This is a genomic window from Streptomyces sp. NRRL WC-3618, from assembly GCF_001280005.1.
Lineage (GTDB): Bacteria > Actinomycetota > Actinomycetes > Streptomycetales > Streptomycetaceae > Streptomyces.
In genome coordinates this window covers 1-13,452 of the sequence record NZ_LGDW01000088.1, presented here as the reverse complement: position 1 = coordinate 13,452, position 13,452 = coordinate 1, and the positions used below count along the sequence as shown (strand labels likewise).

9 protein-coding genes and 5 pseudogenes are annotated in these 13,452 nt (G+C 68.5%); 10 read left to right on the top strand and 4 right to left on the bottom strand.

The genetic code is table 11. The features are described from left to right. From ADL01_RS11680 to ADL01_RS47735, 3 genes and pseudogenes are all read left to right on the top strand, one after another. Positions 1-207 (top strand): annotated as a pseudogene (locus tag ADL01_RS11680) (hypothetical protein); the annotation flags it as partial. A gap of 55 nt (positions 208-262) precedes the next feature. Continuing rightward, positions 263-988: an HNH endonuclease family protein gene (locus ADL01_RS11675; RefSeq protein WP_078960463.1), complete on the top strand. Its 726-nt coding sequence runs from the start codon at positions 263-265 to the stop codon at positions 986-988. A 69-nt stretch (positions 989-1,057) separates the two neighbouring features. Continuing rightward, positions 1,058-2,190: pseudogene (locus tag ADL01_RS47735) on the top strand (DUF6183 family protein). Between the two features lie 115 nt (positions 2,191-2,305). Here the strand turns inward: ADL01_RS47735 and ADL01_RS11665 are convergent. From ADL01_RS11665 to ADL01_RS11655, 3 genes are read right to left on the bottom strand one after another with little or no spacing between them, the layout of a single operon-like run. Beyond that, positions 2,306-2,905 (bottom strand): DUF6262 family protein, encoded by a 600-nt coding sequence (locus ADL01_RS11665; RefSeq protein WP_053741876.1) that lies wholly within the window; start codon positions 2,903-2,905, stop codon positions 2,306-2,308. Beyond that, on the bottom strand, positions 2,902-5,103 hold the full coding sequence (locus ADL01_RS11660) for a tyrosine-type recombinase/integrase (RefSeq protein ID WP_078960462.1): 2,202 nt from the start codon (positions 5,101-5,103) through the stop codon (positions 2,902-2,904). The genes ADL01_RS11665 and ADL01_RS11660 overlap by 4 nt, the downstream gene beginning before the upstream one ends. Then, positions 5,100-6,221 (bottom strand): tyrosine-type recombinase/integrase, encoded by a 1,122-nt coding sequence (locus tag ADL01_RS11655; protein ID WP_053741874.1) that lies wholly within the window; start codon positions 6,219-6,221, stop codon positions 5,100-5,102. The genes ADL01_RS11660 and ADL01_RS11655 overlap by 4 nt, the downstream gene beginning before the upstream one ends. Before the next feature lie 123 nt (positions 6,222-6,344). Here ADL01_RS11655 and ADL01_RS11650 point away from each other — a divergent pair. Beyond that, positions 6,345-6,830, top strand: a pseudogene (locus ADL01_RS11650) (HNH endonuclease family protein); the annotation flags it as partial. Between the two features lie 230 nt (positions 6,831-7,060). Then, positions 7,061-8,716, top strand: a complete 1,656-nt coding sequence (locus tag ADL01_RS11645; protein ID WP_053741873.1) for a M4 family metallopeptidase — start codon at positions 7,061-7,063, stop codon at positions 8,714-8,716. Positions 8,717-8,824: 108 nt separating this feature from the next. Here the strand turns inward: ADL01_RS11645 and ADL01_RS11640 are convergent, their stop codons facing one another. Beyond that, entirely contained in the window at positions 8,825-9,643 is an 819-nt protein-coding gene (locus tag ADL01_RS11640; RefSeq protein WP_078960461.1) for a S1 family peptidase, read from the bottom strand. Between the two features lie 233 nt (positions 9,644-9,876). Here ADL01_RS11640 and ADL01_RS11635 point away from each other — a divergent pair. The 5 genes and pseudogenes from ADL01_RS11635 to ADL01_RS11620 form a co-directional block, all read left to right on the top strand. Next, positions 9,877-10,625, top strand: a pseudogene (locus tag ADL01_RS11635) (GNAT family N-acetyltransferase). 184 nt (positions 10,626-10,809) lie between these two features. Next, a complete protein-coding gene (locus ADL01_RS11630) occupies positions 10,810-11,187 on the top strand; it encodes a hypothetical protein (protein WP_053741871.1) in 378 nt (125 codons plus the stop codon). A 141-nt stretch (positions 11,188-11,328) separates the two neighbouring features. Continuing rightward, a pseudogene (locus ADL01_RS41710) lies at positions 11,329-11,481 on the top strand (IS5/IS1182 family transposase); the annotation flags it as partial. A gap of 435 nt (positions 11,482-11,916) precedes the next feature. Then, positions 11,917-12,570 carry a hypothetical protein gene (locus tag ADL01_RS11625; RefSeq protein WP_053741870.1) on the top strand — a complete coding sequence of 218 codons (654 nt, stop codon included), beginning with the start codon at positions 11,917-11,919 and terminating at the stop codon, positions 12,568-12,570. Positions 12,571-12,635: 65 nt separating this feature from the next. After that, a partial coding sequence (locus ADL01_RS11620; protein ID WP_234354594.1) for a serine/threonine-protein kinase occupies positions 12,636-13,452 on the top strand: 817 nt, incomplete at its 3' end.

The window sequence follows — 13,452 nt, the reverse complement described above, 5'->3', positions numbered from 1 at the left end:
GGAGGCGGGGGTGCGGCGCTCGCCGCCGTCGACTCGCTGGCCGTGAAGGGGCGGGCGCCCAAGACGGGGTACGCCCGGGACCGGTTCGGCAGTGCGTGGGCGGACACCGACGCCAACAAGTGCGACACCCGCGTTATCTCTATGCTTCGCCGGGTGACCGAGATATTTGTGCAGCTCAAGCCGGGAGTCGTGAGCTGTGCTTACTGAGAGGGACGTGAGGCACAAGGGTGCTGGAAACCCGCGCTACCTCAGGTCCGCAGTGGTGGCAGCAGCCGCAGTTCTCCTCTGTTCGGGATGCGAAGGCCTCGATGAAGACGGCTCCTCGACGGGGTCGGGGCCGACCGCGGTGGACGGACGGGTGGTCAGTCCGCTCAAGAATCCCGATGGCACGAAGCCAGGGCTTGCGCCCGTGACGACGGACGCGGACAAGGCTGCGGCCCGAAAGCTCATCGATGAGCTGTCCACCAAGGGGCGGGGGCCCAAGACGGGGTACGCCCGGGACAAGTTCGGCTATGCGTGGATGGACACGGCGGACGGCGTTCCGCTTGCGAGGAACGGGTGCGACACGCGAAACGATCTCATTCGTCGCGATGGCCAGAACCTCCGGTTCCGGGCCGGATCCGACTGCGTGGTCATCTCCATGACGCTGCACGACCCGTACACCGGGACGACCATCGAGTGGCGCAAGCAGAAAGCCTCCGAGGTCCAGATAGATCACATGGTGCCGTTGTCCTACAGCTGGCAGATGGGCTCGTCACGCTGGCCGGAGAGCAAGCGTAAGCAGCTTGCGAACGACGTGCTCAATCTGATCCCCGTCGAGGGCCGAGCCAATTCCTCAAAAGGGGACTCGGGGCCCGCGTCCTGGCTCCCGCCGAACAAGCAGATCCGGTGCGCCTACGCCGTCCGTTTCGCCCAGGTCGCCCTGAAGTACGAGATGCCGGTGACGGCAGCGGACAAGCAGATGATGCAGCGGCAGTGCGGAGATTGAGGCGCGTTCTCGGATCTCCGCCCCTGGCCATTTATTAAGGGGAGGAAGGAGTGCCGGACCCGTACGCTCATGGCCGTGGCTGATCAGGTACAGAAGATCGTGACGGAGTTGCCGGACCTGGAGAACGTCACCGGCGTATGGGCCGTGGCTGACGACCGTCTCGCGCGGGGGGATGCTGCGTTCCTCGCGGACCTCGGCATCGCGCTCGCCGGGGCTTACGGCTCCGACGCCGGGCGGATCTGGCAGTACAGAAGCGTCTTCGACCATCTGCTCGGGCTGCTGGCCACCACGTCTGGTCCTGGGAACGTCGCCCAGGCGCTGCGGCTGGTCTCCTCGGCGGAGGCTGCTGAAAGGAAGCTGGGCCGTTACACGGCTTCCCTGCTGGCCTCCAGCCAACCGTCAGAGGAACTGGCTGTGGCATTCACCGGGAACGCCACTGAGGAACTGCGTGCGTGCCTGGTCCATGAAATGGTGCTCAGGGGTGCCGACGTTACGGAGACCCCGGGGATCGCAGGGTGGGCGATGTCGCCGCACTGGAGGCACCATCCGCTGGGATGCTGCCGTTGGCGCTGTCCGATGTGGAAAGACAGCCGGATCTGCCGAGCTACAGCGCCCACGGGGGCAGTCACTCGATGCCGTACGGTCCGTCGGCGAACCGCAAGGCGCGGGGTGATGCCGGGGCACACCTGCCGTCCGTCGAGGAGACGACGACCGAAGCCGCTGCCAAGGGCATCGGCGCTGCCGTGGCGAACTGGGCCGAGGAGTCGAACGGCCGGGTCGAGGCACGAGTCTTTGATCTGACAGCTCCTCTGGAGGCCGAGTCGGTACCGAGCATGTTGCTGGCGCTGGGGCTGGAGCGCCTGAAGGGTGCGGGGAAGAAGACCGCTTTCTTGGTTGCGGCCTGTCCGCCGGACCAGGCATGGCGAGTCCTCTTCGCCGCCGCGTCCACGGGAGGTGCCTACAACTCCGGCGCCCGTGGCGCATATGGCCGTCTGGCCGCTTGGCAATCCCTGGCGGCCCTGGCTGGGGCTGCAGACGGCGGCCTTGCGGAGGAGGTTGAGGCACGTGTACAAGAGTGCACCTGGTACGGCTTCGATGCCGACACCAAGTGGTTCGAGCGCGTGGCCTGGGACATCGGCCTCGCCGTGGTCTCTCCAGAACGCCGACGGCTGGCGATGCTGGCCGCGACGGACACCGACTGAACACGACCGGGACGGCATATCAGCGTAGGCCGGACCGCTTCGCCGAAATCCTCCGCTGCTGTCCGGCAGGCGACGCACAAGCCGGACAGCAGCGGGTGTGGTGGTAGAGCGGGGACTACGGGGACGGCACGGCCCGCATCGCACGGCGGAGACCGGCCCGTGCGGCAGTGAGATCGTCTTCCGCCTCGCGCAGTCGGCCCTCCAGGGCGGCGATCTGAACCTTGGCCGCTGACAGCTCCTGGTTCAGAGCGGTGTTCCGCTGATCCAACTGCTGCACCCGCTGGATCAGTTCGTTTCGGTTCACCTCGTCCAACTCGGCGCCCAGAGACAGCCGGAGCCGGTCCCGCAGTCGGTCGCGTTCCTTCTTGAGGTCCTTGATCTCTTCGCGTGCCAGGGCGAGATCCGTCCGCAGCCCGGCAGCGGAAACCTGTCGCGCATCCGGAACGGGGGATTCCTGACGCACATGCTCTCGCTGGGCGACGATGCCGTCCTGAACGGCCTGGTGCACCTGGGGCTGGTTGTAGATGAACCACGTGGACACCGCCGCGTCCCGCGCAACCTGGGCGACGGTGATACGCCGTCCCGAGCGGAGAAGGCCGTCCACTGCATCGAGCGCGCGGCTGGTCTTGTCCTCGCTGTCCTTGACGCGGCTGGCGCGCAGGCGCTCGACCCGGGTGTTCCGGTCATTGGCGCCGGAATTGGCAGGGCGTTTCATTCAGAACTCCGTGTCGTCAGCGCCTGTAGGGGCACGAAGGCCGCTGCGGAACGTGCCTTGCGCAGCTCACGCGAGGCGGACTCGACGGCGGCCCGCTCCTCGACGGGCAGCGCATCGAGCTTCCGCCGCATCTCGTCGGCCGACTTCGAATAGGCGCGGATCTGGTCGTCGAGGTTGCGTACGACCCAGTCGGCGGCCTCCATCGCCAGGGCGGCCTCCTTGTCGGCCCGCAGGTCCGCGATCTGCTGTTCCAGGGCGGGGAGGTAGGAGGGGTCTGGTCGGTAGAAGTCGCAGCCGGCGCACTGGAAGCGGATGCGGCAGTGCCCGCCGCCAGCTTTGACGTTGCTCGGCTCGGTGCAGCCTCCGTAGGGGACCCCCACGCTCTCGACCTCGTAGGCAAGGGCGTCCTCGAAGCCGTGTGGAGCGCCATGCCGGTCGACGGCGAGTCTCGCCACCGTCCTGACCGCCTCCTGTTTCCTGGTCAGGGAGACCTTGTAGTAGCCCATGGTGACGTCCAGGGACCGATGGTCCATGAGCTCTCGGAGGACGTCCGGACGGGTCCCGGCGTCAGCGTGGCGCTGGGCGTACGCGTGGCGGAATCCGTACGGGACGATCTGCGTGCGGTCGTGAGCGAGCGGTTCGCCGCTGTCGTCCAGGCGGTCGTCCACGAGATCCGGGATCAGCTCGTCCACCCAGTCGCGGAAGATCCGGTTGCAGAACTGCGCGGTGGTCAGATGACCGCGACGTGGACGGTTGCGCTGTCCCGGAGAGGGGAACAGCCACTGCCCGCAGGCGGGTACGGCAGGCAGTCGGTCGAGTTCCTTCTGCCATGCCTGGATGGCCTGGGCCGTGCTCTCGGAGACGGGGAGCCTACGTCCGTGACGGCGGCGTTTGTGGTTGTCGTAGAGGAGGGTGGGCTTGCCGTCGATCCGCTCAAGGCACTCGCGGCGCAGGCTGGTCACTTCGCCGGGGCGGCGGCCGGTGTCGCGGAGGACCGTGTAGACCACCTGATACATCCGCGCGAAGTCGGCGGATGACCAACCGCCGCTCTCGTACGAGGTCGAGGTGCCCAACATGGCGATACACGCGTCGAGTTGGGCGATGACATGCTTGGGTACGGCCCGGCCGATGTCGTCCTCGGACGCCTCGACGGCGGCGATGGTGTGGAAGCGGGGATTCAACGCGAAGCCCCCTGGCACGTGGTCCATCATCCCGGTCTGGCGGGCGAACTCAAGGAACGTGCGCCAGTAACGCAGCAGCGTCCGGCGGTGACTGGTCGAGTAGTCGTGCCCGTCCTCGGGACGTTTGGTAATGCGGAACATGTCCACCACCGCGTTCATGTCCGCCATCGACAGCTGCTCCGGGGCCTCGCCGTGCGCGCGGTTCACAAGGGCGGAAGAGGCGATGCTCGCTGCGTACACCGTCTGGCGCAGGTCCAGAACGGAGGGACGGACGGTACGGCCGTATTCCTTCACCAACTCCCGCAGCCACTGCTGACGCACGGGCCGGAAGTCGACGTCGCCGTGTACGGCGATGTACTTCCTGCCGCGCCCGGCGTTCAGCCCGACCAGGGCACACTCCCAGACATCACCAAAGGTCGGGTCGACGCCCTCGAACTCGATGCGAGCGCGCCGGACATGGAGCAGCACACCATTGAGCACTCCGGTGGCAGCGGCCGGAAGCCCGGAGACGAAGCCTTCGCCCAACTCCAGCAGCGATCCGAGCCTTGAGGGGAGCCCGGCCACGATACGGCGGACATGCTGGGGAACGAGGCTGATCCCTGCCGCGTCGCGCTGCTGGAGCCCGTACAGCACTTCGCGGCATACGGCCGGGGATACCCCTGACAGAGAGAACTGGGACACTCCTGGCCATGCTCCATCCGAGACGTTGGGCCTGCGGCGGGACACCATGGGGATGTACGTCGCGTCGAAGTCAGCCGGGTTGCCCTGGAGAAGTCGGGCCTTGCGACAGGCATTACAGCGGGCACCGTTGCCCACCACGTGAGTGGAGCAGTCGGCAACGACGCAGCTGAACACCTTGGTGCCAGGATTGCCCGGGTCCGCCGTGAACAGCGCTCTGTCCTGGTCCCACTCTCCTGTCCGCCAACCAGGAGCGAGGCGCGCGGAGAGCCAGTCCGACCACTCAGGCTCACTGCGGTCGAGTGGCACGGCGACGGCGAGGCTGACGGCACGCGTCATCGGGCGGCCTCCGGCGCGAGACGGTCGACAGCGGCCCGGAGGTCCTCGTCACGGGCGTGCACGTAGACAGCTGTGCTCGCCGACGATGCGTGTCCCAGCAGGGTCTGCACCACATCCGGTGCGACTCCGCTGCGGATCCACTGGGTCGCCGCCGTGTGCCGCATCATGTGCGGGCGTGTGGGGAGGCCGCAACGGTTCCCGATCCGTTCGATGACCTGCTTGGCGTTGGAATATGTCACCGGGCGGCCGATGGCGGCGCCGACGAGGTTGACGAACACGTAGTCGCAGTCAGCGGCTTCGGCGACCCGTTCACGCTCGGTGAGATGGTCGCGGTAACGGTGCACTGCACCCTGCGTCAGCGGCACCATTCGGTGACGGCCGCCCTTCGCGCGTGCGCCGTTCTCGTTGTCCTGGCGAGGCCGGATGTGCAGGTGGGCGCCGCGGGTTCGGCAGCCGAGATGCGTGGAGTCGGGCAGCAGATGCATGTCCTCCCGCCGCAGCCCAAGCGCTTCGCCGATCCGCAGGCCGCCTTCCACGAGCACGGTCAGGAGCAGTCGGTCGCGGGCGGTGCGGGCCGCCTCAAGTACCTGAGCGACTTGGGGGGCCGTGAGGGTCGCCGGCGCCTTCTCGATCTCGGACGCCTTCAGAACGCGCGCCTTGATCATGAGATGTTGGCCGCCTTCCCCCGGATCGAAGCCGCTCGGTGGCGAGGTGAGGAAACGGGGCTCGCTCAGCCGTGCGGCGACCTCATGGGCCACATGTCCCTGGACGGCGCAGAATCGGAGGAACTCGCACACGGCGGTGAGGACCGCGTTGACGGTCTTCCCTGTCGGCGGTTGCCCCTGCCTGGTCGGTGTCCGCTCGACGTGGAACTTGAATCGGGTCATCTCGCCGAGTCCAGCGGTCTTCCAGTCCGTGCCGCGTTGCGTGCACCAGTTGAGGAAGCGCCCAATCCGGGGGATGTAGGCGCGCTGGGTCTGCGGTGAGCGTCCGGCGCCCCGCAGGTAGAGCGAGAACTCCTGTACCTCGGGGTGAGGGCGGTACGTCTCATCGTCTACGAGTAGCCAGGTGACCTCTCCTGTGGTGGGCGAGACGGCCTTCTCTGTACGTAACACCATTGATCCATCTCCTGTCCGAGCATGTCGCTCATGTGCCTCTTGGTGAGGCTGATAACGGCGAGACACAAAGAGAGGACACGGCTGTCACTCACGTAAATCGCAAGGAATGGGGGGATGTAGATAACCCGCGACGACATCCTCAAACGCGACCTGGCCGACGTGCGGTTCCGCAGCGGAGGCTGCAAGGTGTCCGCCGGGGAACTGAAGCCCGACCCCTACAGCGGCAAGGAGGTGGCGTTCACGCGAGGCCGCAGCGAGGTGGACATAGACCACATCGTCGCGCTCTCGGACGCCTGGCAGAAGGGCGCCAAGTACTGGGACGCCAGCAAACGCATAGCCCTGGCCAACGATCCGCTCAACCTGCGTGCCGTCGACGCGAGCACCAACCGCAGCAAGGGCGACGGCGACACGGCGACCTGGCTGCCGCCGAACAAGGCGTACCGCTGCGCGTATGTCGCCAACCAGGTCGCCGTGAAGAAGAAGTACGAACTGTGGGTCTCGGCGGACGAGAAGGCCGCGATGAAGAAGGTGCTGTCGGGATGCGCCGGGGAGAAACTGCCGACCGGCGGCAACCCCACGGAGGCGCCCGCGCGGTTCCACGCGAGCTGAGTGGGCGTTCGCCGCACAGTTCTTCAGGTATGCGGGTTTTGGCCGCGCCCGGCTTTGGGCTGCCGCGCGGAGGGTGTGGACATGACAGGGCTGTGTCCTCTTGAATGCCTGGACGAGATCGGCGCCGACCCCCGGGTCCCCATCCCGATCCCCCTTCATGTGCCACCCCCCCCGGTGCCCACCCCCGCATGCGCCCCCGCGGCGCCGCCTCCAGGAGACAGAAGACCCTCATGAGTCGGATACGGCAGAACGTCCGTGGTGCCCGGTGCGCCACCGCCGGTATCGCCACCACCGCCACCCTTCTGGCCGGCTTACTCTCCCCAGCTGCCGGCGCCGCCGCCGACACGGCCGACAGCCCGACCCGTGCCCTCGCGCTCGACAACGCGGCGAGGGTCCTCGCCGACCGGGCCGCGTCCCTGGGCCTCACCACCGCGCAGGACGCCTCCGTCAGGGACGTCATCGTGGACCAGGACGGCGCCCAGCACGTCCGCTACGACCGTACCTACCGCCAACTCCCCGTACTCGGAGGCGATTTCGTCCTCCACCTGGCCCCCGACGGCGCCTACCGCAGCGCTGATCGGGCGACGGGGGCGGCGATCTCGCTGCCGAGCACCACCCCCAGGGTGCCGGCCCTCAAGGCGGCCGACGTCGCTGTGGGCACGCTGCGCGCGGCCAACCCGGGTGACGCGCTGAAGCAGGTGAAGGCCAGGCCGCAGCTCGTCGTCGACGCCCTGCACGGTGCCCCGAGACTGGCCTGGCGCACGGACACCACCGCCTTGGACCCGCTCGGCAACCCCGTCGCCCGCACCGTGCTGACCGATGCCCGTACGGGCGCCCGGATCGATGCCTGGGACACCATGGAGACGGCCACCGGCGACGGCAAGTCCCTGTACAGCGGCACGCTCCCGCTGGAGACGACCCTCTCGGGATCGACCTATCAGCTCAAGGACCCCACACGCGGCAACACCTACACCGCTGACGCGGCCGACAAGACCGACGTGTGCGGTGGCGGTACCTGCAGCAGCCGCGTCCCCGTGACCCTCTTCACCGACGACGACAACCACTGGGGTACGGGCACGACCGCCGACCGCTCGACAGTCGCCGTCGATGCCCAGTACGGCAGCGCCATGACCTGGGACTACTTCAAGGACGTCCACGGCCGCAACGGCATCGCCAACGACGGCAGGGGCTCCTACAACCGCGTCCATTACGGCAACAATTACAGCAACGCCTACTGGACCGACAGCTGCTTCTGCATGACCTACGGCGACGGCGACGGCACCAGTTTCGGGCCGATGGCCGGGCTGGACGTGGCCGCCCACGAGATGTCCCACGGCGTGACGTCGACCACCGCGAGACTGGTCTATTCGGGCGAGTCCGGCGGCCTGAACGAGGCGACGTCCGACATCTTCGGAACGCTCGTCGAGTTCTACGCGGGGAACGCACAGGACACCGGCGACTATCTGATCGGCGAGAAGGTCGTCCGCTCCGGCCTCGGGCAGGATGCCCTGCGCTACCTGGACAAGCCGAGCAAGGACGGCAGCTCCGCGGACTACTGGAGCCCTACGGTCGGCAAACTCAGCGTCCACCTCTCGTCCGGCGTCGCCAACCACTTCGCCTACCTCCTCGCGGAGGGCAGCGGCGCGAAGACGATCAACGGGGTCACCTACAACTCCCCGACGTACAACCGCTCGACCGTCACCGGCATCGGCCGCGCCAAGCTCGGCGCGATCTGGTACCGCGCTCTGACCGTCTACATGACGTCCACGACGAACTACGCCGGAGCGAGGACGGCCACCCTGAACGCCACCCGCGACCTCTACGGCGCGGGCAGCATGGAGTACGACACGGTGGCGGCGGCCTGGAGCGCGGTCAACGTGAACTGAGCGGCATCCCGCGCCGGCCGCGTCACGACGGTCCCGCGTGACGACGGCCATGCTCACGCGGCCGCTGCGACCCCGGGCCGGGAACCGCAGCGGCCGACAGCCGGAGCGCTACGGCTTCGGCAGGGTGCACCCGGCGGCGTTCAGGTCCAGCTGGTTGCCGGTCGTGAAGCAGGCCGGGATCTGGTAGGTCTGCTGGCCGTAGTTGATGCCCGTGTGAACGGTGACGTTGCCCTGCTGGTCCACCTCGCAGGGGTTGTCCAGCGTGCAGGAGGCGCCGTTCTCGTTGCCGGTGTTGTGGACGGCGACGATCTCACCGGTGGACCGGTCGATCACCGGAGAGCCGGAGGTGCCGCCGGCGGTCTGGCAGGCGGAGGTGTAGCGGACCGAGTCCTTCCAGGTCCACTTGCCCTCCTTGAGGCGGTGGACGAACGCGTCGATGTTGCAGTCGAACAACTTCTTCCAGGCGCCGGACGCCACGGTGACGGCGGTGCCGGCGGTCGGGTGCGTGTCCCGCACGGTCAGCGCCGACACCCCGTACGAGCTCTTGATCGCCGCGTAGGTGGTGGTGAGCTGGTAGATCGCCACGTCCGTGTCGGTCATCGTCCCGTACGCCAGCTTCTCGGCCTTCAGCGTGGCGACCTGGGCGCCTGAGGAGTCGAGCAGGCTGAACGGCCGGTTGGCCGGCCGGTTGGTGATGACCAACCCCGGGTCCATGAGGCTGCTGCAGTGGCCGTTGGAAAGCACCAGCGCCGGGTCGGTGTCCACGGAGTTCGGGAAGCGGACGAGCGAGCCGGAGCAGTTGCTGAGCGCCACCGTGCCGGCGAGGCTGACGGCCTGGAGCGTCGGCTCGGCCGCCGCGGCCACGGGCGCGGTGACCGCTCCGGCGACGACCAGGGCGACGATCGCGGCGGCGAGAGGCATTCTCACGTGGGGGGTCCCCTCATTCGAAAAGGCGACCGGAAACCTTCCGGCCACCCGCAATTGGCATGCACATTGTTGGTGTTGGGGGGCAGGAGGGCAAGGTCCGTCTTTCAGTCGCGGGTGAGGCGGCGCGGGGGCGACATCACCGCCCCCGCCCTCGCCCGAAGTCCCTTGAACGGGCCGGGCCTTGGCCTCAAACGCCGGACGGGTCGGCCGGGCCGGAGAGTACCGTTTCGCCCATGGAGTTGAAGGTCTCGTCCCTCGCCGAGCGCCCCGAGATGTATCGCCGGGTCGTCGAAATGCCCGACGCCTGGCCCGAGTTGATGCAGCACGACTTCACGGGCAACGCCCACTACGACCGGATCGCCACTGAGCTCCCCGAGCACGTCCTGTTCGCCGAGGACGAGCGGGGCGAGATCGTCGCCCACGCCTACAGCGTGCCCTTCGCGCTCGCGGCCGAGGGGCGCGGCGGCGGTGAACTGCCCGCCCGGGGCTGGGACAGGTCCTGGTGTGGGCGTTCCAGGACCTGCGCGCCGGTACCCGTCCGGACACGGTGAGCGCGATCTCGATCGTCGTCTCCCCGCAGGCCCAGGGCACCGGACTGTCCGGCCGTATGCTCGCGGCGATGCGGGACAACGCCGCCGCCCACGGTTTCCGCGAGGTCGTGGCCCCGGTCCGGCCGAGCGCCAAGCACCTGGAACCGAGGACGCCGATCGCCGAGTACGCGTACCGGGTCCGCGAGGACGGGCTGCCCCACGACCCCTGGCTGCGCGTGCACGACCGCGCGGGCGCCACGATCGTCGCCATGGCACCGGCGTCGATGTGCGTCGCGGCCTCGCTGGAGGAGTGGCGCGCCTGGACGGGCCTCCCCTTCGACCGCGACGGCGAGGTGGAGGTGCCCGGCGCGCTGGCACCGGTGCGGTGCGACCTGGAACACGGGTTCGGGGTCTACGTCGAGCCCAACGTCTGGATGCGGCACACCCTGTGAGCTTGTTCCTGATCCGGGCATGCCAAGCGGCGGGAAGATGGCCGACGGGCGACTACCGGCTCTGACACATGAGACCTGTCCACGTCGTTCCGGGCATCCCTGCCTGCCGCACCTCTGTGCGGTCCGGTTGTCAGTACGCGCTGATACAACTCGTGCGTACCGACCCAACCAACAGAGGAAACCCATGGGCGACTGGGGAACCGGCAACTTCGACAGCGACACGGCCGCAGACCACCTGTCGATCCTCACGGACCGGCTCATCACCGAGGTGGCGGACGCGATGGCCGGCGACCCGGTCGAGATCGAGCCCGACGAGTACTGGGGAATTGCGGTGCCGGCCAACCTGGAGCTGCTGAGCCTTCTGGCGCGGCAGGGGTACGTGGGGGCGTCGCTGCCCGAGGCCGAGGTGGTCGCGGGGTGGAAGAAGACGTTCATGGCGGTATGGGAGGGCCGCATCGACGCCTTGACGCCCTCATCGGGTTACAAGGACGAGCGACGCGCAGTCCTGATCCGTACTTTCGACGAGCTGGCCGAGCTCAGGAGGAAGGAGGACTCGGACTGAGGCCTGCCCCCCGAACGGATGCTCACACGGCGTGCAGGACGAGCGGCACCTCCGCTCCATCAGCCGGTACGGCGGCCTGGAGGACCCCGGTCCGCTCGCCAGGACGAGATGCGCATCCGGACCGCCGCTTACTGACCCCACGTCCTGCTACCGAAGAGGTGGGTGGTGGAGCGGTCGAATTCGTGGACGATGCGGGCCCGGCGCAACGCACGGGATGACGAGCGCCTGATGTCCCACGCGGAAGCCCACATCCAGTGGGCCTTCATCACCCTCATGTCGCGTCGCCTGGCCCGCCCCCGCCGCCAGACCGAGGTACTGCCGGCCACCCTCGCAACCGCCTGAAGACCAACGCGCCTCCGCCGTTGGAAACGGCGACCATCGACGCTCAACCGAACGGCAAACGGGATCACTACTGCCCTCCACACCACCGTGACCTGCGAAGAGAGGATGTGACACAGCTTCTGACCGGCGGCGCCTGAGCCCGGCTCGGGCGCCCAGCGCGTCCAGGCAGCCGGGGGTGGTGCGTTCCCTGCCCGTCATCGAACTCCTGGACGACGACGGCTCACGAGCCGTGGTCAGGTCGACAACGGTTCGGTACAACCCGGACCTGTTGTCGGTGTCGGGCTATACGCTCGAACCTCGACATCGAATCTTGATCCCGAACTTCGACATCGAACCTGCCACTCGTCAGTCCGTCCCCTGTTGGCATCACCCGGTCCAGGAGCAGTCATGTACGGCCCCGGCGCGCCGTCCCCGCCCCGCAGTGCGGGCACCGTCATCGCCCTGCGAGTGCTGTTCACCATCACCGCGTTCCTCTCGTGCGGCATCCTGGCGTGCGTGCCGCTGTTCCGGGTCGCCCTCCTGCGTGGCCGGTGGTTCAACTGGACGGCGGCCTGGGCGAGTCTGCCGGTGTCCGTCGCGTGCTTCGCGGTGATCGGCACGGTGCCGGAGAGCGACCCCAGGAGCGACACCGCCCTCGCCGTCGTGCTGCTCCTGGGCGCCGTCGCCGGCATCTACTTCCTGGTCATGGACATACGGCCCAACAACCGGCAGAGCCCGTACGCCGGTTACGCGCCGCCCCAGGCCGCGACCGTGCCCGCCGGGTACGGGTACCCGCCCCCGTCGCCGTACTCGAACATGCGGTCCGGGCCGCAGCCCCCCATGCCCGGCACGCCGATCCCCCCGCCACCCGTCTCGCACGGCCCCGTACCGCCCCCGCCGCAGCGCCCCGCGCCCGCCCGTATCGACCAGGTCCGCGCCGAACTCGACGAGCTCAGCGACTACCTGCGCAAGCACGACAGCAACGGCAGCGGCAGCGGTAGCGGCAATGGGACCGGCAGCGGCAGCCACAACGGTGACGGCGACCGCGAGGGCGGACGGTGAGCCTGGCCACGGGACGCGTCATCGCCGACCGGTACGAACTGTCCACGCTCATCGGCCAGGGCGGCATGGGCCAGGTGTGGACGGCGTACGACCAGCGGCTCGACCGGCGCGTCGCCGTCAAGCTGCTGCGCCCGGACAAGGTCGCCGGCCAGGAGGCGGACGAACTGCGCCGCCGCTTCGTACGCGAGTGCCGGGTGACCGCACAGGTCGACCACCCCGGCCTCGTCACCGTGCACGACGCGGGCAGCGAGGGCGAGGAACTGTTCCTCGTCATGCAGTACGTCGACGGCGCCGACCTCTCCGACCACCTCACCGAACACGACCCGTACCCCTGGCAGTGGGCGGTCGCCGTCGCCGCGCAACTGTGCGCCGTACTGAGCGCCGTGCACGCCGTGCCGATCGTCCACCGCGACCTCAAGCCGCGCAACGTGATGGTGAAGCAGGACGGCACGGTCACCGTCCTCGACCTGGGCGTCGCCTCCGTGATGGACACGGACACGACCCGCCTCACCCACACCGGTTCCCCCATCGGCTCGCCCGCCTACATGGCCCCCGAACAGGCGATGGGCGGCGTCGTCGGCCCCTACACGGACCTGTACGCACTCGGCGTACTCCTCCACGAACTCCTCAGCGGAGACGTGCCGTTCTCCGGCTCGACAGCCCTCGGAGTGCTCCACCGGCACCTTTACGAGCCGCCGCTGCCCGTGCGCCGGCTGAGACCCGAGGTGCCCGAGGCGCTGGAAGCGCTCGTCCTGCGGCTGCTCGCCAAGGACCCGCAACACCGGCCCGCCTCCGCGCAGGAGGTGTACGAGCACCTGGCACTCCTGCTTCCGGAGCGCGGGATGCCCACCGGAGCGCCCCTCGACCCCACCCGCCCCTTCC